Origin of the sequence: Rhizobium sp. PP-CC-3G-465, assembly GCF_004343445.1 — a bacterium.
In the GTDB taxonomy this organism is placed as follows: Bacteria; Pseudomonadota; Alphaproteobacteria; order Rhizobiales; family Rhizobiaceae; genus Ferranicluibacter; species Ferranicluibacter rubi.
In genome coordinates this window covers 745198-769449 of the sequence record NZ_SLYH01000001.1, presented here as the reverse complement: position 1 = coordinate 769449, position 24252 = coordinate 745198, and the positions used below count along the sequence as shown (strand labels likewise).

The 24252-nt window shown below is 65.3% G+C and carries 21 protein-coding genes; 6 read left to right on the top strand and 15 right to left on the bottom strand.

Annotated elements, in window-relative coordinates; genetic code table 11:
- The first annotated feature begins 121 nt into the window (after positions 1-121).
- Entirely contained in the window at positions 122-1102 is a 981-nt protein-coding gene (dgcA, locus tag C8J33_RS03500; RefSeq protein ID WP_132663150.1) for an N-acetyl-D-Glu racemase DgcA, read from the top strand.
- Here the strand turns inward: dgcA and C8J33_RS03495 are convergent.
- A complete protein-coding gene (locus tag C8J33_RS03495; protein ID WP_132663149.1) occupies positions 1054-2277 on the bottom strand; it encodes an MFS transporter in 1224 nt (407 codons plus the stop codon). The two genes, dgcA and C8J33_RS03495, sit on opposite strands and share 49 nt — an antisense overlap.
- A gap of 119 nt (positions 2278-2396) precedes the next feature.
- A complete protein-coding gene (locus C8J33_RS03490; protein WP_132447371.1) occupies positions 2397-3236 on the bottom strand; it encodes a UDP-2,3-diacylglucosamine diphosphatase in 840 nt (279 codons plus the stop codon).
- Between the two features lie 171 nt (positions 3237-3407).
- On the opposite strand from C8J33_RS03490, the gene C8J33_RS03485 reads away from it, so the two are divergent.
- A complete protein-coding gene (locus C8J33_RS03485; RefSeq protein WP_132663148.1) occupies positions 3408-5720 on the top strand; it encodes an NADP-dependent malic enzyme in 2313 nt (770 codons plus the stop codon).
- Between the two features lie 169 nt (positions 5721-5889).
- Positions 5890-7110 (top strand): DUF2865 domain-containing protein, encoded by a 1221-nt coding sequence (locus C8J33_RS03480; RefSeq protein ID WP_132663147.1) that lies wholly within the window; start codon positions 5890-5892, stop codon positions 7108-7110.
- Positions 7111-7119: 9 nt separating this feature from the next.
- On the opposite strand, the gene C8J33_RS03475 is transcribed toward C8J33_RS03480, so the two are convergent.
- Positions 7120-7947 (bottom strand): TolB family protein, encoded by an 828-nt coding sequence (locus tag C8J33_RS03475; RefSeq protein WP_132663146.1) that lies wholly within the window; start codon positions 7945-7947, stop codon positions 7120-7122.
- Between the two features lie 142 nt (positions 7948-8089).
- On the opposite strand from C8J33_RS03475, the gene C8J33_RS03470 reads away from it, so the two are divergent.
- The gene (locus tag C8J33_RS03470) at positions 8090-10021 is read left to right on the top strand and encodes an LTA synthase family protein (RefSeq protein ID WP_110799014.1); all 1932 of its coding nucleotides are present in this window, start codon (positions 8090-8092) and stop codon (positions 10019-10021) included.
- 113 nt (positions 10022-10134) lie between these two features.
- On the opposite strand, the gene C8J33_RS03465 is transcribed toward C8J33_RS03470, so the two are convergent.
- Positions 10135-12033: a methyl-accepting chemotaxis protein gene (locus C8J33_RS03465; protein WP_132663145.1), complete on the bottom strand. Its 1899-nt coding sequence runs from the start codon at positions 12031-12033 to the stop codon at positions 10135-10137.
- A 251-nt stretch (positions 12034-12284) separates the two neighbouring features.
- Between C8J33_RS03465 and C8J33_RS03460 the strand changes: the two genes are divergently transcribed.
- On the top strand, positions 12285-12830 hold the full coding sequence (locus tag C8J33_RS03460; RefSeq protein WP_110799015.1) for a DUF1003 domain-containing protein: 546 nt from the start codon (positions 12285-12287) through the stop codon (positions 12828-12830).
- A gap of 117 nt (positions 12831-12947) precedes the next feature.
- Here C8J33_RS03460 and C8J33_RS03455 read toward each other — a convergent pair whose 3' ends face one another.
- The 6 genes from C8J33_RS03455 to rpiA all read right to left on the bottom strand — a co-directional run bounded on the left by C8J33_RS03455 (position 12948) and on the right by rpiA (position 18592).
- The gene (locus C8J33_RS03455) at positions 12948-14327 is read right to left on the bottom strand and encodes a class II 3-deoxy-7-phosphoheptulonate synthase (RefSeq protein ID WP_132447377.1); all 1380 of its coding nucleotides are present in this window, start codon (positions 14325-14327) and stop codon (positions 12948-12950) included.
- Positions 14328-14493: 166 nt separating this feature from the next.
- A complete protein-coding gene (locus C8J33_RS03450; RefSeq protein ID WP_132663144.1) occupies positions 14494-15354 on the bottom strand; it encodes a LysR family transcriptional regulator in 861 nt (286 codons plus the stop codon).
- A 90-nt stretch (positions 15355-15444) separates the two neighbouring features.
- A complete protein-coding gene (locus C8J33_RS03445; protein WP_132663143.1) occupies positions 15445-15672 on the bottom strand; it encodes a hypothetical protein in 228 nt (75 codons plus the stop codon).
- Between the two features lie 34 nt (positions 15673-15706).
- Positions 15707-17095: a glutathione-disulfide reductase gene (gor, locus tag C8J33_RS03440; RefSeq protein ID WP_132663142.1), complete on the bottom strand. Its 1389-nt coding sequence runs from the start codon at positions 17093-17095 to the stop codon at positions 15707-15709.
- Positions 17096-17255: 160 nt separating this feature from the next.
- Positions 17256-17819 (bottom strand): DUF2059 domain-containing protein, encoded by a 564-nt coding sequence (locus tag C8J33_RS03435; RefSeq protein WP_110799019.1) that lies wholly within the window; start codon positions 17817-17819, stop codon positions 17256-17258.
- 68 nt (positions 17820-17887) lie between these two features.
- Positions 17888-18592 carry a ribose-5-phosphate isomerase RpiA gene (rpiA, locus tag C8J33_RS03430; protein WP_110799020.1) on the bottom strand — a complete coding sequence of 235 codons (705 nt, stop codon included), beginning with the start codon at positions 18590-18592 and terminating at the stop codon, positions 17888-17890.
- A 230-nt stretch (positions 18593-18822) separates the two neighbouring features.
- On the opposite strand from rpiA, the gene C8J33_RS03425 reads away from it, so the two are divergent.
- Positions 18823-19539, top strand: coding sequence for an HAD family hydrolase (locus tag C8J33_RS03425; protein ID WP_422037407.1), 717 nt, complete (start codon positions 18823-18825; stop codon positions 19537-19539).
- Between the two features lie 105 nt (positions 19540-19644).
- On the opposite strand, the gene lpxB is transcribed toward C8J33_RS03425, so the two are convergent.
- The 5 genes from lpxB to lpxD all read right to left on the bottom strand — a co-directional run bounded on the left by lpxB (position 19645) and on the right by lpxD (position 24242).
- Positions 19645-20871: a lipid-A-disaccharide synthase gene (gene lpxB / locus C8J33_RS03420; protein ID WP_132663141.1), complete on the bottom strand. Its 1227-nt coding sequence runs from the start codon at positions 20869-20871 to the stop codon at positions 19645-19647.
- Positions 20872-20967: 96 nt separating this feature from the next.
- Complete coding sequence (locus C8J33_RS03415) at positions 20968-21858, bottom strand: LpxI family protein (protein ID WP_132663140.1); 891 nt, start codon at positions 21856-21858, stop codon at positions 20968-20970.
- A 5-nt stretch (positions 21859-21863) separates the two neighbouring features.
- The gene (gene lpxA, locus C8J33_RS03410) at positions 21864-22676 is read right to left on the bottom strand and encodes an acyl-ACP--UDP-N-acetylglucosamine O-acyltransferase (RefSeq protein WP_110799023.1); all 813 of its coding nucleotides are present in this window, start codon (positions 22674-22676) and stop codon (positions 21864-21866) included.
- A 1-nt stretch (position 22677) separates the two neighbouring features.
- Positions 22678-23160, bottom strand: coding sequence for a 3-hydroxyacyl-ACP dehydratase FabZ (gene fabZ, locus C8J33_RS03405; RefSeq protein WP_110799024.1), 483 nt, complete (start codon positions 23158-23160; stop codon positions 22678-22680).
- 11 nt (positions 23161-23171) lie between these two features.
- Entirely contained in the window at positions 23172-24242 is a 1071-nt protein-coding gene (gene lpxD / locus C8J33_RS03400; RefSeq protein ID WP_132447385.1) for a UDP-3-O-(3-hydroxymyristoyl)glucosamine N-acyltransferase, read from the bottom strand.
- Positions 24243-24252 lie beyond the last annotated feature (10 nt).

Here is a 24252-nt window from a genome sequence, read left to right as displayed (position 1 = left end):
TGGCGTTAACGATGTCACCGATGGAAAAGACGCCGGGGACAATCGTGACGACAGGCAGTTGACGACCGTGATGTGGATGCCACGTCTTATGGAATGATCGTTTCGGAAGGGCTATACGCAGATGACCACGCTTGAGATCACCGTCGAGCATTTTCCCATCGCCGGGCATTTCACCATTTCGCGAGGCTCCAAAACGGCAGCCTCCGTCGTCACCTGCCGCCTGCGGGAGGGGGTGACGAGCGGCAGCGGCGAATGCGTGCCCTATGCCCGCTATGGCGAAACGATCGAAAGCGTCGTCGCGGCCATCGAGGCCTGCCTTCACGCGATCGAGCGCGGCATCGGCCGGGCCGAACTTGCCCGCATCATGCCACCGGGTGCGGCCCGCAATGCGGTGGATTGCGCGATCTGGGACCTGGAGGCAAAGAAAAGTGCCCTTCCCGCGTGGCAGCTCGCCGGCCTGCCCCTGCCGCAGCCCCTCGTCACCGCCTACACGATCTCGCTCGCCGACGCCGAGACGATGGCGGCCCGTGCGGCGGAAGCCGCCTTCCGGCCGGTCCTCAAGGTCAAGGTCGGCACCGCGGACGACACTGCCCGCATCCGTGCGGTCCGACGGTCCGCCCCCGAATCGATCATCATCCTCGACGCCAACGAAGGCTGGACGGAGGATAATCTGGCGGCACATTTCGCCGTCTGCGAGGAAGCGGGCATCGCGCTCATCGAGCAACCTCTGCCGGCCGGCCATGACGAGATCCTTGCCCGCGTCCCCCGGCCGGTTCCCGTCTGTGCGGATGAAAGCGTCCACACCATCGCCGATCTGGATCACCTCGCCGGCCGCTACGACGCCGTCAACATCAAACTCGACAAGACCGGCGGCCTCACCCACGCCTTCGACATGCGCGACCGGGCCCGCGCACTCGGCCTCGACGTCATGGTCGGCTGCATGGTCGGCACATCGCTTGCCATGGCGCCGGCCGCCCTCGTCGCGCAAGGCGCTGCCTTCGTCGACCTCGACGGTCCGCTGCTGCTTGCGCGCGACCGCGAGCCGGGCCTGCGCTATGAGGGCTCGCTGCTCATGCCGCTGGAGCCGGAACTCTGGGGCTGAATCGTCCAGGCGACGATGAGAAGCGCAAAGCCGATGAAGGCGGCGACCGCCATGGACAGGAAGCCGTGCACGCCGAACCAGCCGTAGAAGATGCCCGAGACGAAGGTGCAAAGCGCCGTGAAGATACCGGTATAGAAGAAGTAAAGCCCCTGCGCCGCTGTCTCCTGCCGCTCGGCCACGCGACGCACCAGCATGGTCTGCAGTCCGGTGTGCATGATCGCGTAGGTGAAGGCGTGAGAACACTGCAGCGCGAAATAGCCCCAGAAGCCGAGATCGAGCGGGAAGACGAGCCAGCGCAGAATGGCAAGCCCCGCGCCCGAAAAGATCATCGCCCAGAGGCTGACCCGCACGAGGATCATCTTGGCCGCGACGAACATGGCGATCTCCGCCGCGACGCCGGCGCTCCAGAGCAGCCCCACCTCCGTCCCCGAAAAACCGATGCTCCTCCAGTAGAGCGCCGAAAACGCAAACAGCATGCCGTGGCTGCCATTGACGAGCCCGACGCCCATCAGCAGCATCTGGATGTCCGGCGCGCGCAGCGCCTTCGGCGGCGGGTCGGCCAGCGTCGTCAGCGTGGAGGGACGCCGCGGCGCTCCGACGCGCGGCGCAAGGAACGTGACCGCGACCATGGCGACAAAGCCCACCGTCATCGCCGGCAGCACCATCATCGCGCCGAAACGGCTGATCAGCGCGCCGCCGATCATCGTCGCACAGATAAAGGCGATGGAGCCCCACAGCCGCATGCGCGCATAGTCGAAGCCCCAGCGCCGCACGCCGGTCAGCGCAACCGCCTCGACGATCGGCACATAGGGCGAATAGACAACGCCCTGCAGCGTGTAGATGGCCAACACCGCCCAGAACGCGTGGGACACGAACAGCCCGAGCGCCGTCAGCAGCGACAGCCCGGCCGACCAGAAGAGAAGCCGCGTCCGCTCGCCAAGCTTATCCGCGATTATGCCCGCGACCGGCGCAGAAAACACCCGCACGAACATGGGGACCGCCAGGATCACCGAAATCTGCGCTGCATCGAACGACAATGAGGCCAGCCAGACCGGGAAGAAGGGCAGCGCAAACCCGTTGATGAACAGCGGCGCGCTAAAGAGCAGCGCGATCCGCGCCACGAATCGCGAAGGCGGCGCCGGCTCATGGAACCTTGGCGAAGAGGAAGAATCCATTCGGGATGACCTGATGTCGATCCTGCCGGTTATCATGGCCCGGGTAGACCGCGCCAGTGCGAACCTCTCCCGAAAACGGGGAGATGACCGTCACCGGCTCTTTCCGGAAGCGACCCGGCTCAGGCGGCGTGTCGCGCGAGAAACGAACCGACCAGAGCCTGCGCCTCGCTGCTGTCCTCTGCGGGCTGCGGTGCGCCGGCCAGCACGTTCCAGGTGAGCAGCTCCATCCGCCCGTCGGCATGCTCGGCGATCGCCGTGCAGCTTTCCACCCAGTCGCCGGAATTCATGTAGCGGATGCCGTCGATATCCTCGATCACCGCATGGTGGATATGCCCGCAGACCACGCCGTCCGCCTCGGCCTTGCGCGCTTCCGCGGCGACGACCGTCTGGAATTCGCCGATGAAATTGACGGCGTGCTTGACTTGCTGTTTCGCCCAGGCCGAAAACGACCAGTAGGGCATGCCGAGCCGGCGGCGCACGGCGGCAAGCCCGATATTGATGACGATCGCCGTGTCGTAGGCCCAGTCCCCGAGATAGGCGAGCAGCCGCGCATTGCGCACCACCACGTCGAACTCGTCCCCATGCAGCACGAGATAGCGCAGTCCGTCCGCACTCTCGTGAATGTGGCGTGAGGCCACCTCGATGCCGCCGAAATGCATGCCGGGAAAGGCCCGCAGGAATTCGTCGTGATTGCCGGGGATATAGATGATCCGCGTGCCCTTGCGGGCCTTGCGCAGCAGCTTCTGCACCACATCGTTGCAGGATTGCGGCCAGTACCAGGAGCGCTTCAGCCGCCATCCATCGACGATGTCACCAACGAGGATGATCGTATCAGCATCGTGCAGGCGCAGGAAATCGAGCAGGTAATCAGTCTTTGCGGCCTTGGAGCCCAGATGCACGTCGGAAATGAACAGGGTCCGGAAATGCCGGACGGCAGGCTCGCTCACTCTCTGGTCCATCGGTCCTCTCCGGGTTTCAGATCCTGCTATTCCTGAAAACAGACTCCTGTTTCAGGAGCATGACAACACAACACGTGAATGTGAGAAGCCTGCCAAAACCTGTGCCGCGAACTGTACGCACCGGCGAATTCGTGCCAGAAGAACCCCGTTCTGAAAGAGGGTACTGACGCGATGAGCAGCGGCGAAGACACCAAGACACCGAAGACACCGGCCGGCGGCGACCTTGACGAGCAGGCGCTGTTCTTCCACCGGTATCCCCGTCCCGGCAAGCTGGAGATCCAGGCGACGAAGCCGCTCGGCAACCAGCGCGACCTCGCGCTCGCCTATTCCCCGGGCGTCGCCGCACCCTGTCTCGCCATCCGCGACGACCCGTCCATGGCCGCCGAATACACGGCGCGCGCCAACCTTGTTGCCGTCGTCTCCAACGGCTCCGCCGTGCTCGGTCTCGGCAATATCGGTCCGCTGGCCTCCAAGCCCGTGATGGAAGGCAAAGCCGTCCTCTTCAAGAAATTCGCCGGCATCGACGTGTTCGACATCGAGATCGATGCGCCGGAAATCTCCCGCATGGTCGATGTCATCTCGGCGCTGGAGCCGACCTTCGGCGGCATCAACCTCGAGGACATCAAGGCCCCGGAATGTTTCGAGGTCGAGCGCCAGCTGCGCGCGAAGATGGACATCCCCGTCTTCCACGACGACCAGCACGGCACCGCCATCATCGTCGCCGCCGCCATTCTCAACGGTCTCGAACTCGCCGGCAAGGACATCGCCAAGGCGAAGATCGTCACCTCCGGTGCCGGTGCAGCAGCACTTGCCTGTCTCAACCTTCTCGTCGAACTCGGCGCCCGGCGCGAAAACATCTGGGTCCACGATCTCGAAGGCCTCGTCTACGAGGGCCGCGAAGTCCTGATGGACGAGTGGAAGTCGATCTACGCTCAGAAGAGCGACAACCGGGTGTTGGCCGACAGCATCGCCAATGCCGACGTCTTCCTCGGCCTGTCGGCGGCCGGCGTGCTGAAGCCGGAATTGCTGGTGCAGATGGCGGACAAGCCGCTCATCATGGCGCTCGCCAACCCCAACCCGGAAATCATGCCAAGCCTTGCCCGCGCGGCACGGCCGGACGCGATGATCTGCACCGGCCGGTCGGACTTCCCCAACCAGGTCAACAACGTCCTCTGCTTCCCCTACATCTTCCGTGGCGCGCTCGATTGCGGTGCCCGGACGATCAACGAGGAAATGAAGATGGCCGCCGTGCGCGCCATCGCCGGTCTTGCCCGCGAGGAGCCGTCGGACGTCGCCGCCCGCGCCTATTCCGAGGAAACGCCGATCTTCGGCCCGGACTATCTCATCCCTTCGCCCTTCGACCAGCGGCTGATCCTGCGCATCGCCCCGGCGGTCGCCAAGGCTGCGGCCGACAGCGGCGTCGCCGCCCGGCCGATCACCGATTTCGATGCCTATCTCGACCAGTTGAACCGCTTCGTGTTCCGCTCCGGCTTCATCATGAAGCCGATCTTCACGCTGGCGAAAGCCGCCGAGAAGAAGCGGGTCATCTTTTCGGAGGGCGAGGACGAGCGCGTGCTGCGCGCCGCCCAGGTACTGCTGGAGGAAGGCACCGCGCTTCCGATCCTCATCGGCCGCCCGCAGATCATCGAATCGCGCCTCAAGCGCTACGGTCTGCGCATCCGCCCGGAAACCGATTTCGAGGTGATCAATCCGGAAAGCGACCGCCGCTTCAAGGATTACGTCGATCAGTATCTGTCGCTGGTCGGTCGCCTCGGCGTCATCCCGGAAGCCGCCCGCACCATCGTGCGCACCAACTACACCGTCATCGGCGCGATCGCGCTGAAGCGCGGCGAAGCCGATGCTCTGATCTGCGGCCTCGAAGGCCGCTACAGCCGCCATCTGCGCGATATCTCGCAGATCATCGGCAAGCGGCCGGGTGCGCTGGATTTCTCGGCCATGAGCCTGCTGATCTCCCAGCACGGCGCGACCTTCTTCACCGACACCTTCGTCACCTTCAACCCGACCTCGGAAGAGATCGCGCAGAAGACGATCATGGCGGCGGAAGAGATCAAGCGCTTCGGCATCACGCCCCGCGCCGCCCTCGTCTCCCACTCCAACTTCGGCTCCCGCGAATCGGAAAGCGCCAGCAAGATGCGCCGGGCGATGGAGTTCGTGCGCGAGCTTGCGCCCGATCTAGAAGCGGACGGCGAAATGCACGGCGAATCGGCGATCTCGCAGGTCCTGCGCAAACGCGTCATGCCCTCGACGACGCTGCACGAGGATGCAAATCTTCTGGTTTTCCCCAATCTGGATGCCGCCAACATCACCTTCGGCGTGGTGAAGAGCATGATCGACGGCTTGCATGTCGGGCCGATCCTGCTCGGCGCCGCCCTGCCCGCCCACATCCTGTCGCCCTCGGTCACCTCGCGTGGCGTCGTGAACATGGCGGCCTTGGCCGTGGTGGAAGCGTCACACCCGGTATGAACCCGTTCTGGCCGCGCGAATGTGATCGCGCGGCGCGTTGCAGCGAGATGCAAAGCGTCTATGATATCGTCTTATCCGCGCTCCCCGAGGGCGCGGATCTTATCGGTCTCTTAGGGAGACCGGACATTTCCACCGAGGCAGGCGACGTTTGAGTATCCGCAGAGTGTCCATGGCCGCATTGCTCGCGCCGCTCCTGTGCCTGTCCGCGGGTGCCGAAGCCTCTCCGCTCTGCGACAGGCTGTTTGCGCGCCTCGCCGACCTGCCCGAGACGATGTCGAACGACAGCGGCTATGACGACACCCGGCAGCGCAATGTCACCGGCGCCATCACGCGCCAGAATCTGGAGCTTCGCAGTGCGCGCAGCCAGCAGCGGACGCTTGGCTGCAGCACGGACAGCGTCACCGTCATCAATGGCGACAACGAAGAGGCCTGCGCCGACCTCGACAACCGCATCGCCGCCATCAGCGAAGATCTCGCGGACCTGAAAGCGCACCGCGCGGAAGAGATTGCGGGCTCGGACGATGACGCCGCCCGCCGCCGCGTGCTGGTGGCCCTGCAGGCCAACCGCTGCGAGGCGGTCGACAGCGATCTCGTCAGCGCGTCGGTCTCGGGGCCGGATGCATCCGAACCCCGCCGCTTCCGCAACATCATCGCCGACCTTCCGCCGATCGGCAGCGAAGAGACGAGCCTGAGAGGGCCGTCAGACGGGCCTGTGTCCGAGCCGCCGATAACGGACCTGTCCGCCCCCAACCTTCATCTCCTGACGCAGGACGGCCCGTTGCGCACCATGTGCGTGCGCACCTGCGACGGCTCGTTCTTCCCGATTTCCGCCAACGCCACGCCGGACGATTTCGAGCGCGATGCGCAAACCTGCAGCGCCCGCTGCCCGGGTGCGACGACCGAACTCTACTATCATCCGTTGACCGGCGAGACGCAGGACATGATCTCGGCCAGCACCGGCAGCCCCTATACCGATCTGCCAACGGCGTTCGCCTACAAGAGCGGAAACCCCGCCGCGCGCAGCCAGTGCGGCTGCCGTATTCCGTCGCAATCGGCCGCCACGAACCCGGGTTCCGGCTTCTCGACCCTGCCCGCCGATGCACCCGCTCCCCGCATGAGCACCCCATCCGACAAGGCCGTGGTCACCATCACCAAGAAGCCGCAACCCGCCACCGCCGCACCCACGGCCCCGGAGCCTGCCGCCCCGAAAGTGTTCCTTCCGGCCACGGCGCCTGTCGAGACACCCTCGCCCGCAGTCAACGAGCGGCCTTACGACCCCAAGGCGAACCGCGTCCGCCAGGTCGGCCCCTCCTTCCTGCCGGCCGAGGAATCCTCCATCGACCTGCACCACCCCGCAGGCCCCGGCTACCAGCAGCAGCAGACGAACTGAGACAGGCGCTTACGACACCGGCGCATAGCGGACGAAGGCGAAGCTCTTCCCGTCCGGAGACCAGTTCGGCACGTTCATCGTGCCCTGCCCGCCGAAGAGCTCGAACAATTCCCGGGCGTTGCCGCCGTCAGGGTCCATCAGCCGCAGCCGCACCGTCAGGTCGCGCGGATGGTCGAACACATCGCCGTCATAGGAAATGACGAGGACGCTGCGGCCATCCGGCGAGGGATGCGGAAACCAGTCGCCATAGGGGCTGTCGGTGATGCGTTCCGCCGGCCCGCCCTCCGCTGGCACCCGCCAGATTTGCATGCGGCCAGACCGGCTGGAGTTGAAATAGATCCAGCGCCCGTCGGCCGAATAGTCCGGCCCGTCATTGCGCCCTTCGCCCCGCGTCAGGCGCGTCTCCTCGCCGCCATCGACGGCAATCGTGTAGATATCGAACACCTGGTCGCGAATGCCGCAATAGGTCAGTCGTGTCCCGTCCGGCGACCAGCCATGCCAGTAGGAGGGCAGGTTCGGCGTCACGAGCGTCGGCGTTCCCCCACCGATCGGCAGCGTGTAGATCGCCGATTTCCCGAATTCCGTCTTGTCGCTGATCGCAAGCAGCAATCCATCCGGCGAAACGCCATGGTCGTTGTTCAGTCTGCCGGCAAAGCCCGTGTCGATCATCTCCGGCTCTCCGCCATCGAGACCGAGGCGCCAGAGCCGGCCATCGTCGTTGACGATCAGGCCGTTGCCGTCGGGCGCGAAATTCGGCGCCTCCACCAGCCGGTCCGTCTGCCAGACCACCTGCGTCTCGCCTGTTTCCACAGTGAATATCTCGACCGAACTGCGCATGCCGTCTCCTCCGCGCGGGAATGCAACACCCCACCGAAAACCATGAAATCACAGGCATTGTGCGTGGGAAAGCACATTCATCCTCTGTTCAACATGACATCGGTATGACAGTCATGCGAAGAATTTGTGAAGGGAGCCGGCCATGGCGAGTTTTCAGTCAGCCGTGAACGTCAAACCCTCCGTGGACGTCTATGGACCGACAGCGGTCCAGGACCTGCGTCCGTCGAAGACCCTGTCCAACATCCGCGGCATCGTCGTCTCGTTTCTGCTGGCAGTCTCGCTGATCTTCATCGTCGAGTGGATCGCCCGCAATTCGGCAGCCGAAGCCTACGCCTTCTTTCTCGATCCCGCCCGCCCGGCCTTCGTCACCGCTTTCGTCTTCTTCCTGCTCTTCCTCGCCGTCGATGCCATCGTCGGCCGCGCGGAATACGGGCTGGTCCTGCTCGCCCCGCTGGCGCTGGTCCCGGCGCTCATCACGCGCCAGAAGCAGATCTTCCTCTCCGATCCGCTCTATCCCACGGACTTCCTGTTCGGCCGCCAGATCCTGGAGCTGATGCCCGTTCTGGTGCGCGATCGGCCAGGAACGGCAATCTGTATCGCCGTCGGCCTCGTCCTGTCGCTGGCCGGCCTCACCTGGCTCATCCGCCACGCCTGGCGCCGGTTCCCCCGGCTTACGCGCCGCCAGCGCATCGCCCGCCTAGCCGTCGCCCTGCCGCTCCTCGGCGGCTTCTACCACCTGATGGATTACAACCAGTTCTCCTGGGTGCGCGACCGGCTGCAGATCATCCCCATCATGTGGGACCAGACCGAAAACTACCGCCACAACGGCTTCACGCTCGCCTTCGTGCTGAACCTGCCGATGGCGAATGTCGCGGCCCCTCCCGGCTACATGGCCAACGCCATCGACGCGATCCCGACCGAGCCTGTGCCCGCCGGCACGTCGCATCGCGGCAAGCCCGACGTCATCGTCCTCATGAGCGAATCCTTCTGGGATCCGACCCGCCTGCCAAACGTGAAGCTGACGCCGGACCCGATGCCGACGATCCGCGAAATGCAGTCCGGCGACGTGTTCTCGCCGGAGTTCGGCGGCATGACGGCCAATGTCGAGTTCGAGGCGCTGACCGGCTTCTCGAATGCCTTCCTGCCCTATGGCAGCATTCCGTATCAGCAGTACATCCGCAACCCGATCCCCTCGCTCGCCACCTTCTTCCGCGGCGAAGGTTATGTCGCGCGCGCCGTCCACCCGTTCCAGGGCTGGTTCTGGAATCGTAGCGCCGTCTACAAGTCCTTCGGCTTCGAGCAGTTTCGCTCGGAGGAAAACCTGCCGCCCATGGAGAAGCGCGGCATCTTCACCTCCGACGAATCCCTGACCAAAGAGATCATGCGCCAGGCCGACGAACTGCGCGATCCGTTCTTCTTCTTCACGGTGACGCTGCAGGGCCACGGTCCCTACGAGGCCAACCGCTATGCGCACAACACCATCAAGGTCGAAGGCGACCTGCCGGAGAACGACCGGCAGGTGCTGGAAACCTATGCGCAGGGCGTGAAGGAGGCCGATGACAGCCTGAAGATGCTGATGGACTGGGCCAAGGAACGCGACCGCGAGACGATCATCGTGCTCTTCGGCGACCACCTGCCGCCGCTGAACACCGTCTATACCTCCACCGGCTACATGCCCGACGTCACGGCGTCGCGCAAAGGCACGGTCGAGCAGATGGCGGCGAGCCACGAGACGCCACTGGTCATCTGGTCGAACAAGACCGGCCCAGTGAAGAACGTCGGCACCATCAGCCCGGCCTTCCTCTCCTACCAGATCCTGAAGACCGGCGGCTTCGAGCACCCCTACTACACCGCCTTCCTTGGCGACGTTTTCAACCGTTACCACGTCGTCGACCGCTACATGCTCGTCGACGCCGCCGGCAAGGACACCGAAGCCTGGTCCCGCAACAAGAAGATCCCTTCCGTGCTGCGCGACTACCGCTTCCTCCAGCACGACATGATGTTCGGCAAACGCTACGGCACCGACCGCTTCTTCGAAACCCACGCAGAGCTGTTTCCGCAACCGGTGATGTGATCGGTTGCTCTTCGGAGCCGCGGAGCGAACAGGCGGTCAGAACGCCGCACGTCTGAAATACAAAAGGGGCGCGGACATCGTCCGCGCCCCTCGTCATCCTTTTTCGCCAGACCTCACGCCGCGCGGCGGGCTCCGGCCTCATACCCCTGCTCCAGGCGGAACCGGGCGAGGAGCTGCTGCAACTGGCGGCTCTGGTCGGCGAGGGTCTCGCTGGCGGCCGTCGTCTCTTCCACCATGGCGGCGTTCTTCTGCGTCATCTGGTCCATATGGTTGACGGAGGTGTTGATCTCGCCCAGCGCCGTGGCCTGCTCCCGCGAGGCCGTAGCGATGCTCTCCACATGACCGTTGACCTGATTGACCAGCTTCTCGATCTCCAGAAGCGCCGTGCCGGTGGAGCGCACCAGCGTCACGCCGCCCTCGACTTCCGAAGCCGAGGCGCTGATCAGCGTCTTGATCTCCTTGGCGGCATTGGCCGAACGCTGCGCAAGCTCGCGGACTTCCTGCGCGACGACGGCAAAGCCGCGACCGGCTTCCCCGGCGCGCGCCGCTTCCACACCGGCATTCAGCGCGAGCAGGTTGGTCTGGAACGCGATCTCGTCGATCACGCCGATGATCTGCCCGATACGGCTGGAGGAGTCCTCGATCCGTCCCATGGCATCGACGGCGCTGCGCACGATGGCGCCGGACCGCTCTGCACTGGCCTTGGTCTCGCGCACCATGTCCTGCGCTTCGTTCGCCCGCATGGAGGCCGTGCGAACCGTGGCGGTGATCTCGTCGAGGGCCGCCGCCGTCTCTTCCAGCGCCGCAGCCTGCTGCTCGGTGCGCTTCGACAGGTCGTTCGCCGCCCCGCTCAGCTCCGCCGAGCTTTCCGAAATGGTCGAGCCCGCGCCGCGCACGCTTTCCATAGTGGAGCGCAGCGTCACCATCGTCGCGTTGACATTGGCCTGCAGTTCGCCGAACGCGCCCTGGAACCGACCGTTCATGCTCTGCGTCAGGTCGGCCTGCGACAGCGCCTCGATGACGCGGCGCAGTTCGCCGATCGCCTGGTCCACGCTGCCGACCAGTTCGTTGACGCTGGCGGCAAAGCGGTTGAGGTCCGGCGATCCGTAATCGCGATCGATACGCGCCGTGAAGTCGCCGGCGACAGCCGCGGCAACGACGGAGGCGATGCTCGACTGGAGATCGCTGCTGCTTGCCTGCAGGGCCGCCTCCTGCGCCTTCATGTCCCGCATGGCGATGGCGTTGCGACGGAAGACGTCGAGCGCTCGCGCCATCTCGCCGATCTCGTCACGGCGCGCGGTGTCCATCGTGCCGACATCCAGCCGTCCCTCGGAAAGCTCGCGCATGACCCCGGTCATCTCGCGAACCGGCGCGACGATACCGCGGCGTGCGACCAGCAGGCTGACGAAGCCGCCGAGTGCGATGGCGGCAATGGCGGCGCCGATCGCGACGAACATGGTCGTGGACGAACTTTGCAGGGCCTCGGCACGGGCGGCTGCCAGCGCATCGCCGGAATAGGTGCTGTAAACCTTGACCGCGGCGGTCACCGCCTTCTGCGCATCGAGCGCCAGGCCGAGCGGCCCGGCCATGGAGGCAGTGTCGGCGCCGGGCGCGGCTGCCGCGTCCACCATCGTATCGATCGTGGCAAAATAGGACGTGAGCTTCTCCTCCACCGTCTTGATCTGGGCCTTCTGCGTCGCATCGGCGGCCGCCTCGATCTTCGGCAGGCGTGCCAGCATCTCGCTCTGCCGCCGCGCGGCCTCGGTGCGGACATCCGCCGCCTTGGCCGGCTCTGCGGCCAGCTGGTAGGTCATGCGGCTAATGGAGATGACGTCGACCCGGAGATCCATCGCCTCGCGGGCGACCTCCTCGCGCGCACCGACGGAAACCATCGTCTCCTCCAGCGCTCCGATGCCCCGTATGCCCACGGCGGCGATGGCGGCGGAGGACAGTCCCATCACGAGGACGACCAGCCCGACCTTTTTCAGGATGGAAAGATTTTGAAACGACATGCGAAAAACTCCGGTGAAGCGCATCACCGCGCAAAGACAGTTAAGAAGCGGGAGGACATGATGTCCGACAAGGCGCATAGGGGGAGTTTCGCACATCGCGCGGTTTCATTTTTAGCGCGGAAACGAATAACTAAGACTTAACTTACCTTCCGCATTTTCCCCACTTTTACACCCTGCCGCGAAACGACACAGTTTCGCCGAAAACAGGGCGGTATCGCTCTCACAGAGCGTTTCAGGACCCCGGAGCCCGCATGTCCACCATCGAAGATATCTCGCACCGCCTCTTCAACAAACCGGCGGCAGCCCTCGGCGCGGTCGAGCGCCGCGTGATCGGAAGAGCGCATGCGCGCCAGACGCTGTCGGAGGACGTCAATGCCAGCTTCGTCGCAAGCCAGAGTTTTGGCGACCGCCTCGCCGACCAGATCGCCCGCGTCGGCGGCTCCTGGGCCTTCATCATCAGCTTTCTCGTCTTCCTCGCCGCCTGGGCGCTGGTGAACACCCTCCTCCTCACCCAGAGCGAGGCCTTCGATCCCTACCCCTTCATCTTCCTCAATCTCGTCCTCTCCATGGTCGCCGCCCTGCAGGCGCCGGTCATCATGATGTCGCAGAACCGCGAGGCCGCCAAGGACCGGCTGAATGCCTCGAAGGACTATGAAGTGAACCTCAAGTCGGAGATCGAACTCATCTCCATCCACCACAAGATCGACGACGTCCTCCTCAAGGAAATCGCCACCCTCCAGGCCAACATCGCCCGCCTCCACGACCGTCTCGAAGCCTACGAGAACAAGCGCAACTGAGAGTCTTTCGCCGAACATTCGGTCGATCCGACCAAAGGCGCAGACAAGCAAAAAGGGCCGGAGATCGCTCTCCGGCCCCTGCAAACTTGGCAAGGACGTCACATCATCGACGGCGCCTTATGCCCAGCCGTTGACGAGCATCCGCTTCTCGTCGCGTCCGCCCTTCATCCGCTCGGCGAGCAGGAAGGCCAGTTCCAGCGCCTGATCGGCGTTGAGGCGCGGGTCGCAATGCGTGTGGTAACGGTCGCCAAGGTCGGCACCCGAGAGTGCGCGGGCGCCGCCCGTGCATTCCGTCACGTCGTTGCCTGTCATCTCGATGTGGATACCGCCCGGATGCGTGCCTTCGGCGCGGTGGATCTGGAAGAAGCTTTCCACTTCGCTGAGGATCCGCTCGAACGGCCGGGTCTTGTAGCTGTTGAGCGTGATCGTGTTGCCATGCATTGGGTCGCAGGACCAGACAACCTTCTTGCCTTCGCGCTGCACGGCGCGGATGAGGCGCGGCAGGTGCTCGGCAACCTTGTCGTGGCCGAAGCGGCAGATCAGCGTCAACCGGCCCGCCTCGTTGGCAGGGTTGAGGATATCGATCAGCTCGATCAGCCCGTCGGCCGTCATCGACGGACCGCATTTCAGGCCGATCGGGTTCTTGATCCCGCGGCAATATTCGACATGGGCATGGTCCGGCTGGCGCGTGCGATCGCCGATCCAGATCATGTGGCCTGACGTCGCATACCAGTCGCCCGAGGTCGAATCGACGCGGGTCAGCGCCTGTTCGTAGCCGAGCAGCAGCGCCTCGTGGCTGGTGAAGAAATCGGTCTCGCGCAGCGACGGATTCGTCTCCGGCGTGATGCCGATGGCCTTCATGAAGTCCATCGTTTCGGAAATCCGGTCGGCGAGCTTGCGGTAGCGCTCGGCCTGCGGGCTGTCCTTGACGAAGCCGAGCATCCACTGGTGCACATTGTCGAGATTGGCATAGCCGCCCATCGCGAAAGCGCGCAGCAGGTTCAGGGTCGCGGCCGACTGGCGGTAGGCCATGATCTGGCGTTCCGGGTTCGGAATGCGCGACTCAGGTGTGAAGTCGATGCCGTTGATGATGTCGCCGCGATAGCTGGCAAGCTCGGTATCGCCCTGCCGCTCGATGTTGGACGAGCGGGGCTTGGCGAACTGGCCGGCGATGCGGCCGACCTTGACGACGGGCTGCTGCGCGCCGAACGTCAACACCACGGCCATCTGCAGGAAGGCGCGGAAGAAGTCGCGGATCGTGTCGGCGCCGTGCTCGGCAAAGCTCTCGGCGCAGTCGCCGCCCTGCAGCAGGAAGCCTCGGCCTTCGGAAACATTGGCAAGCGCCTTCTTCAGGTTGCGCGCTTCACCGGCAAAGACGAGCGGCGGATAGGTCGCAAGCTGCGCCTCGGTTGCCGCCAGGACGGATGCATCCGGGAAGTCGGGAACTTGGCTGATAGGCTTCTGCCTCCAGCTGGTCGGTGTCCAGTTCTGTGCCATCTCGATCGCCTTTCACGGTCCCGCCTCAATCGGCAGGCCTCGTCGCACGGGGCGCCTCCTCCGGCGCCCTCTTCGATGCGGGCTTATAGACGTTAAGATGCCGCTTGCAAAGCCCGTCGCCGGCCCTGTCGGGCGCGGCCGCCCCGGCGTCCGCCGTGCCTGACGCTCAGGCCGGCGCCACTTTGGTTTGCCCGGAAAACAGGCCTGCCTTGGCTTTCAGCAGTGCCGCCAGACGCTCGATCACCAGCCGCACCTCGGGGCGATGCCGCTCGTCGTCGTGACTGACAATATGGAGCGCATGATCGAGCGCTGCGACGGGTTCGCCGATCCGCTCCAGCTCCGGATCGGCATCCCCCACGAAGACCGGCATCAGGCTGCGCCCGGCCCCGTTGCGCACCAGCCGGTGAAGAAGGTCGAAGCTCGTCGTCCAGGTGTGGATGTCGGCCTCATGGTTCTCGAAGACCCAGCGCTCCGGCGCCAGCCGCGCCGTATCCGTGGACATCGAGATCCATCGCCCCCGCGTCTCCGCCGACGCCTGCCGCGCGGCATAGACGGCATAGCGCATGCCGATCGATCGCAACGCCGCGACATTGCCGCCGGCCGGTGCCTTGGGAAGCAGGCTGACATCCACGCCGCGAAAGGCCAGTTCCTCTGTCGTGTCCCGACAGCAGAGCCGGAAGCGATCCGACGGCCCCCGCAGCACATCGATATGGTCGGCCATGAACCCGGCCATCCAGCTGTCGCCGGCCAGCGTCACGATGGGAAGCTCGAACCGCCACCCGGCAATCCCGGCCACGGCAGCCTGCATGCCACGAACATGGCCAAGCAGGATCTCGCCGTCATGCGCCAGCCGGTAACCCTGCTGGCTGCGCTCGAACAGGGAGCGGCCGAGGGATTTTTCCAGCGCCAGCATCCGGCGCCCGATCGTCGGCGCGCTCAGGCCCGTGCGCGCGGCTGCGGCGCTCAGGCCCCCCGCCATCGCCACATGCAGAAAGAGTTGCAGGTCGTCCCAGGCCGTCTCGTCCATCGTCCGTCCCCTTCACGCGCTTGGCTCTTATAGCACCAAGACGAAAGGTGGCCTCATTGCAGGAATGAAACGCCCCTTTCATTCCCGCATCTACGATCGCGCGCGGCAGACGGCTATCTCCCGATCCTGCACCTTGAGAAGGAGAGCCCCATGCGCGACCAGCTTCTGATCCTCGCCCTGACAGGCCGTAACAACACCCGCCCGCACGGCAAACGGAAGACCGACGCCTTCGCCGATCCGCTCGACGACACCGCCTGGGATGGCCTTCGCTGGCTCGTGCCGCTTCTCGCGGCACTCACCGGCATCACTCCCCGGCATCGAAGCCGGCGCATCAGCCGAGGCCGATCCGGCTCTACACCCGCTCGCCGTTGCGCAGCCGGTAGCTCGGCGCATACATCGTCACCAGCTCTTCCGACGCCGTGGGATGCACCGCCATCGTCCGGTCGAAATCGTCCTTGGTGACACCGGCCTTCAGCGAAATACCGAGAAGCTGCGCCATCTCGCCGGCGCTCGGGCCCAGAATATGCGCGCCGACCACCTTACGGTTTTCCGCATTCACGACCAGCTTCATGATCGTCTTCTCGGAGCGGCCCGACAGCGTGGCGCGCATCGGCCGGAACTCCGTCCGGTAGATCTCGACGTCCGACAGCGTGCGCGCGGCCTCGTCTTCCGACAGGCCCACGGTGCCGATTTCCGGCTGGGAGAACACGGCGGTGGCGATCAGGTCATGGTCGGGCGAGGTCGGGTTGCCCTTGTACTCCGTCTCGATGAAGCACATCGCCTCGTGGATGGCGACCGGCGTCAGTTGCACGCGGTTGGTCACGTCCCCCAGCGCATAGACGCCCGGCGCGCTGGTGCGCGAGAACGCATCCACGACGATCGCCCCTTGATGGTCGGTCTTCACGCCCGCAGCCTCCAGCCCGAGGCCTTCCGTGTTGGGCACGCGGCCGAGCGCCAGCATCACCTGATCCACCGTCAGGATCTCGCCCTTCAGCGTCGTCACCAGCCGCCCGCCGCTTGGCGCATCCGAAATGGTCTCGATGATGTCCTCGCAGAGGATATGGATGCCCTTGTCGGTCATGGCCTTCTGCAGGCCCTCGCGCATGTCGTTGTCGAACCGCGAGAGGATCTGCTTGCCGCGATAGATCAGCGTCGTCTCGACGCCGAGCCCGTGCATGATGTTGGCGAATTCGACGGCGATATAGCCGCCGCCGGCAATCAGGATGGATTTCGGCAGTTCGGGCAGGTCGAACACCTCGTTGGAAGTGATCGTCAGCTCATGGCCCGGCAGCGCCTCATGCGGGGCCGGGCGTCCGCCGACGGCGATCACGATCCGCTCCGCGGTCACGATCCGGCCGGTCGAGATCAGCTTGACGCTGTTCGGCCCGACCAGTTCGGCCCGCGTGTGAAAAATATCCGCGCCGGCATTGGCGAGCCCCTTCTGGTAGAGCCCTTCCAGTCGGGTGATCTCGGCTTCCTTGGCCGCCACTAGTTTGTGCCAGTCGAAGGATGTCTCCCCGACCGTCCAGCCGAAGCCTTCGGCATCCTTGAAATCGGTCGAGAACGCCGAGGCATAGACGTAGAGTTTCTTTGGCACGCAGCCGCGAATGACGCAGGTGCCGCCGTAGCGGAATTCCTCGGCGATCGCGACCTTCTTGCCGAGCGATGCCGCAACGCGCCCGCTGCGCACCCCGCCGGACCCGCCGCCGATGACGAAGAGATCATAATCGTAAGAAGTCATGGAAGGGCTCCGGGAACCGAGAAGAGGCGGGCGCGGCGCGGTCACGTCCGGCGCTGCCCGTTGGCATGCGACTGATATAGTGCGCCGGGCCGACAAAAGAAAAGCCCCCCGGAAGGTCCGGAGGGCGCAAAGACGTCGTCACGATGATGGGGCGATAGCCTCAGGGCGCCGGTGTCGCTGCCGGTGCCGGTGCGGCCGGAGCCTGGCCGGCGGCGGCGTCGGCCGGCGGGGCGAGCGTTGCCTGCAGCGACTTGGTGGCTTCCGCGTTCAGGTCGCGCGAAACGCCGGCCGCCCAGATGTCGGCGGCCTTCAGCATTTCCCTCGACGCGATCGGGCCGTCGTTCAGCAGCTTCTTGCCGGCTTCCGACTGGTAAAACGCGCTGATGGCGTTCAGCTGGTCGACGGTGAAGGTCTTGGCGTAGATGGTCGCGGCTTCCCGCTCCAGGTCGGCGCGGCGGCCGGCCAGTTCCAGCGCCTTGGCGTCGATGGTCGAGGAGATCAGGTCCTGATAGTTCGGCGAGGACTGGATCAGGTTGGCCTTCAGGCGCTCGGCGAGGTTCGGCAGGATGTTGTCGAAATTGTCGGTGGCACCGATGGCGGAGATGGCGGCGCGCGCGGCCTTCAGGTGGTCTTCCGTCACGTCCTGCGCAAAGGCTGCCGGTGCCGTGGTGGCGAGAAGGACGAAGGCGGTCAAGACGCGGACCCGGCCAGCAAATCTGTTCATGCGAAAAAGCTCCTGTGTGTTCTTGGGCGTCGCGCCGGTTCGACGCGTCCGGTAAATGGGAATAGGGATCAGGTCGATCGTGCGCTCGTCATCACCCTGGCACCCGCCTCGCCGGCGATGATCGCCAGAGAAGCCATGCCGATGAAGAGGCCGTGCTCGACCACGCCCGGAAGTCCGTTCAGCTCGCGCGCCAGCGCATCTGCATCAGGAATGCGGCCAAAAGATGCATCCACGATCAGATGTCCACCGTCCGTCTCGAACAGCCCGTCGCCGGAACTGCGCAAGGTGAGATCGCCCGCAAGCCCCAGCCGTGCGGCGGTTTTCTCGATGGCGATCAGCGTCGCCTTCTGCCCGAAAGGGTTGATTTCGATCGGCAGCTTGAAGGCGCCGAGCGTGTCCACGACCTTGCTCTCGTCGGCAATGACGATCATGCGCGCCGAGGAGGATGCCACGATCTTCTCCCGCAGGAGCGCCCCGCCGCCGCCCTTGATGAGGTTGAGGTTGGAATCGACCTCGTCTGCGCCATCGATCGTCAGGTCCAGTTCCGGCAGCTCGTCCAGCGAGCGCAGGGGAATGCCGAGGTCGAGGCATAGCCGCGCCGTGCGCTCGGATGTCGGAACACCCTCGATGCGAAAACCGTCCGCGACCTTTTCGGCGAGCAGCCGAATGAACTCTTCGGCCGTCGAGCCGGTTCCGATCCCGAGCCGCATGCCGTCCTCGACATGCGCGAGCGCCGCCTCGGCGGCCTTGATCTTCATGTGGCGGGCATCCATGCGCCGCTGTCTCCCGTTGAACCCGTGGTCCGGGCAGGCCCGGCCGCCCGGAGGTTTACACGGCCCATGCGACAGAGGAAAGCCCCCGGCACGAACACCCCGCCAAACGTGCCCCCTCAAGCGACCGGCCGATCGCCTTCGAACCGAGACAGATTGCATTTCGGCCCGCGGTCGCATACCCCGGCAGGCAAACCCCAGACCCGGACTCCAGACCCGCAAAGGCCGCGCCCATGTCCTCCTCATCCAGCGCCCCCTCATCCAGCTCCCTGGCCCCCGCCACCATCGTCTTCGACCTCGACGGAACGCTGGTCGATACCGCGCCCGATCTCGTCGCGAGCCTCAATCACGCGGTCACGCAGGCGGGCCTCGCACCGGTCGGCTATGACGACCTGACCCATCTCGTCGGCCACGGCGCACAGGCCATGATCGAGCGGACGTTCAGGCTGCGCGGCAAGCCGTTGAGCGAAGACGATCTCGCCTGGCAGATGAAGGAATTCGTCGCCCACTATCACGCCACGATGCCCGGCGCGTCCATGCCCTATCCCGGCGTGCTCGATGCCATGGACCGGCTGTCCGGCGCCGGCTACCTGCTGGCCGTCTGCACCAACAAGCTGGAAATGCTCGCACGAACGCTGCTCGAAACCCTCGGCCTCACCGCCCACTTCGCGGCCATCACCGGCGGCGACACCTTCGACGTCCGCAAGCCCCATGCCGAGCATCTGCTCGCCACCATCCGCCTTGCCGGCGGAACGCCCGGGCGCGCGGTGATGATCGGCGACAGCCGCAACGACATCCTCGTCGCCCAGAACGCCGCCATCCCCTCCATCGCCGTCCCCTTCGGCTATTCCGACGTCGCCGTGGAAACCCTCGACCCCACCATCGTCATCACCCATTTCACCGAACTGACCCCCGATCTCATCGAGCGCCTTCTGGCCGACAAAGCCTGACGCGCTAGAGTTTGTCTGGGATAAGTGGAATCCGGTTATCCCGAAGAGACAAACGACAAAAGAGGGATTTAGAGTCTGGCTGGTTCAGAATGAACCTGACAGACTCTAGAGGTGCGCAGCCTTCGCCGCCATCGTCTGGAGCACGACCTCGGCCGCCCTCTCGCCCGGCGGCACCTCCGTGCGCATGATGTCCCACACCGTATCGAAACCGCCGATCATCGCGCGGCGTTCCGGGGTGTCGAGCGCAAGCCGTTCCATCCAGCGGGCGAGCGCGCCGGGCCGGATCGCTTCGTTGAAATACTCCGGCACGATCACATAGTCGGCGATGAGGTTCGGCAGGTTGGCGGTCCAGATGCGGATGCGCTTGTGCATCATCCGGATCAGCCAGTCCGCCTTGTAGTTCGATACGACGGGAATGCTGCAAAGGCCGAGTTCCAGGATGACGGTGCCGGAGGCCGCCATGGCGACATCGGCCTCGGCAAAAGCCTGCCACTTGGCCGGCGTTCCCACCAGCACCTCGACGCTGACCGGCCAGTCGCGCACCATGTCCCGCACATGCTCGGCCTGCCGCGGCACGGTCGGCAAGACGAAACGGAAGGCAGGCGACCGCCGCGCCATGATCTCGACCGCCTCCCGGAACACCGGCAGCAGCCGCGTGATCTCGGAGCCGCGCGAACCGGGAAGGATGAGGCACGTCCGCGGCGCCTCTTCGCCTCCAGCCTCCGCCCCGGCCCACCCAAGCGCCTCACTGCGCGCCTCGCCCCGCGCCCACTGCGCCGCGCGCACCGCCAGCACATCCGCATCCGAGGCCAGCCGGTGCCCGACATAGGTCGTCGGCGGCCCGCCCAGCATTTCCATCGCCTCCGGCTCGAACGGCAGGACAGCGAGGACATGGTCGACGTAAGGCCGCATCCGCAGAGCCCGCTCCGGCTTCCACGCCCAGACGCTGGGGCAGACGTAATCGACGATCGGCAGGTCGGGCAGCGAAGCCCGCACCAGCTTGGCCACGCGGTGGGTGAAGTCGGGACTGTCGATGATCACGAGCACATCCGGCTTTGCGGCGACAATCGCCTGCGCCGTCTGGCGAATGCGCAGCAAGAGCTTCGGCAGACGGGCCAGCACCTGCGAGATGCCCATGATCGAGAGTTCGGAATAATCGAACAGCGAGACGAGCCCCTGTTCCTGCAGCGCCTCCCCCCCAACGCCGACAAGCGAGACGGACTCGACACGGTCCTTCAGCGCCCGGATCAGATCCCCGCCGAGCAGATCCCCGGAGACCTCGCCAGCAATGACCGCAACCTTGATGGGACCCGGCGTGTTCTGTTTCGGCATGCACCCTCCTCGAAAATCGCTCGCGGAACGACAATGCGCCCGCCGTCCGTCACAGTGTCACCAACCGCCGGGAAACCGGCCTCTTCGTCCGAAGGTTCACGAAACCGGCAGAGTGCGATCGAGCCCGGTTACGAACAGGCCCGAGCGATCGGCCAGATCGATGGTGGCCGCCCGCTCCAGAACCAGCGCCCGGCCGGCCTCCACGGCAATGCCCGCAAGGCCCGCCGCCAATGCACTCTCGATCGTTGAAGGCCCGATGGAGGGCAGATCGGCGCGGAGGTCCTGCTGCGGCTTGCAGAGCTTGACCAGCACGCCACGGCGGCGCTGCGAAATCCGTCCGTCTCGACGCAGGCCCGCCACGCGCGCAATCATCGCGTCGGTGCCCTCGGGGCCCTCGAGTGCCACGACCCGTCCACCGACCGCGATGGCGCCCTGCCCGACATCGAGCTTGCCCAGCGCATTGGCCGCCGCCGTTGCCGCTGCGATATCCCTTTGGTCATCGTCATTGGGCGAGATCCGCCCGATCGGCCCGATCTCGGCCAGAAGTTCCGGCACGATCTCCTGTACGCCGATGACCCGGGCGCCGCTCGCCTCGATCAGCGCGATCGCCATCTTCAGCACCGCATCGTCGCCGCCGGAGATCAGCGTCTTCAGCACCGCCGGCACGCGCGACAGCGTCTTCAGCGTCGGGCGGATATCCCGCCATTCCGGCCGCCGCTGCACGCCGCCGGACAGCACGACCCGGTCGATGCCTTCATTCCGGAATGTCGCGCTGATATCGCGAAAATTACCGATCCCCAGCGTGCAGCTGTCATAGCCGCCCCAGCCGTCTCCGGCCTCGCCCGTCAGCGCGATGATATAAGGATTTTCGCCATGCGCCCGCGCCGCATCCGCGACGTGATGCGGCAGACGACCGCCGCCGGCGATGATCGCCAGACGGCCCCGCCCCTCGCGGTCTCCAGGCGATTCTGGGCTCTGGCCCGGCATCGCGGTCAGCCCTTCTTTCCCCGGGTGGGGGACGAGAGCGCGCGGTCGCTTTCCGCGCCGATGAAATCGAGGATCTCCATGACCGGCGCGCAGTCCAGATAATCGTCGCGGATCGCCGCCGCATTGGCCCGAACCGAGCCCGTGCCTTCGAAGATCGACTTGTAGGCGCGGCGCACCTGATGGATGACCGCCTTGTCATGGCCGGCACGCGACATGCCGACGACGTTGAGCCCTGAGAGAATGCCCGGATTGCCGTTCAGCATACCGTAGGGAATGACGTCGTAGCTCACAGCCGAGAGACCGCCGACGAACGCCTGACGGCCGACGCGGGTGAACTGGTGCACGGCCGAGCCGCCACCGAGGATCGCACGATCTTCGACCACGACATGGCCGGCCAGCATCACATTGTTGGACAGGATGATGTTGCTGCCGAGCCGGCAGTCATGCGCCACATGCGCATAGGCGAGAAACAGGTTGTTGTCGCCGACGGAGGTCAGGCCACCATGCTCCACGGTGCCCGTGTTCATGGTCACGCCCTCGCGGATCGTGCAATTCTCGCCGATCACGAGCCGGGTATCGACCGCGCTGTGATGCACGCTTTGCGAATCGCCGCCGATCACCGCCGAGGGGAAGATCCTTGTTCCCCGGCCGACGCTCGTGCGGCCGATGACCACCACATGGCTCATCAGCACGACATCGTCGGCAAGCTCCACCAGACCGCCGACATGGCAGAACGGGCCGATGGTGACGTTCTCGCCGATGACGGCCCCGTCCTCGATGACGGCGGACGGATGAACCTTGGCGCTCTCGGCAATCATGTCAGGCTTCGTCCTTGCTGATGATCATCGCGCCGATATCCGCTTCCGCGACGAGGTGCCCGTCAACTTTGGCATCGCAATGAAACTTCCAGATACTGCCGCGCTGCTTCTGCTTGACCACGTGATACTCGACCCGGTCGCCCGGCACGACGGGCTTGCGGAAACGCGCATTGTCGATGGTCATGAAGTAGACGAGGTTGCTGCCGGTGGCCGTCTTGCGCGCACAGATCGCGCCCGCCGTCTGGGCCATGCCCTCGATCAGCAGAACGCCGGGCATGATCGGCTGGTCGGGAAAGTGGCCGGTGAAATGCGGCTCGTTCGCCGTGACGTTCTTGATGCCGATCGCCGAATTGTCGCTGTCGATCTCGATGATCTTGTCGACCAGCAGAAACGGATAGCGGTGGGGCAAGAGCTTCATGATCTCGCGGATGTCGGCCGTGCCGAGAACGGTTGCCCCCGTGTCGTAAATGGGGGTATCGCCCATTGGGGTGTCGCTCATTGCTTGTCTCCCGTCGTCGTCTTACGCTTTCTTAAGTTGGCCCGTGCCGCGATCTCGGCTGCTTCCCGCAGGAAGTCGCGCATGGGGCGCGCGGGAATGCCGCCATACCGCTCGCCGGCCGGCACGTCCGCGGCCACGCCGCTCATCGCGCCGATCTGGCTTCGGTCGCCGATCGTGATATGTCCGTTGATGGCCGCCGCGCCGCCGATCATGACGCCGTCGCCGATGCGCGTGCTGCCGGCAATGCCGACCTTCGCCGCGATGCCGCAATGGCGCCCGATGCGGACGTTGTGACCGACCTGCACGAGATTATCGATCTTCGTGCCCTCGCCGATGACCGTATCGTCCATCGCGCCGCGGTCGATCGTCGTGTTGGCGCCGATCTCCACATGATCCTGCAGGATGACGCGGCCGATCTGCACGATCTTGATCATGCCGCCGCGCGGACCCGGCGCATTGCCGAAGCCGTCCTGCCCGATACGGGCGCCGGGGTGGATGATGACATTGTTGCCGACGAGCGAGCAGAGGATCGTCGCACCGGCCGAAATCGTGCAGTCCCGGCCGATCCGCACGCCCGGGCCGATGACGACGCCGGCGGCGATGCGCGTGCCGGAGCCGATCTCGACCCCTGCCCCGATCACGGCCGTAGCCTCGATGTCGATGCCGTCTTCCAGCCGTGCCGTGGGATCGACGAATGCCGCCGGCGAGATGCCGGTCTGTCCGCCGAGATTCTGGATCGGACGCAACGCTTCGGGATGGAAAATGGCGCCGGCGAGCGCGAAGGCGGTGTGGGGATATTTCGCGAGCAGCACCGGAATATGCGGCGGTACGATCGACGCGACACTTTCGTCGCAGATTACGGCAGCCGCCTGCGATGTCGTGAACTCGTCACGATATCGCCGCTGCAGCATGTAGCAGATGTCGCGAGGGCCGGCTCGATAGGTCGGGGCGACGGACGAAACGATCCGGTCACCGGCCGTCTCGTCCTGTAGCGAAGCGCCGATGCGCTCCGCCAGATCACTCAGGCGGAGCCCGTCATGCGGCGGGAAAAACCAGTTAACATCCATGGGCCAGACT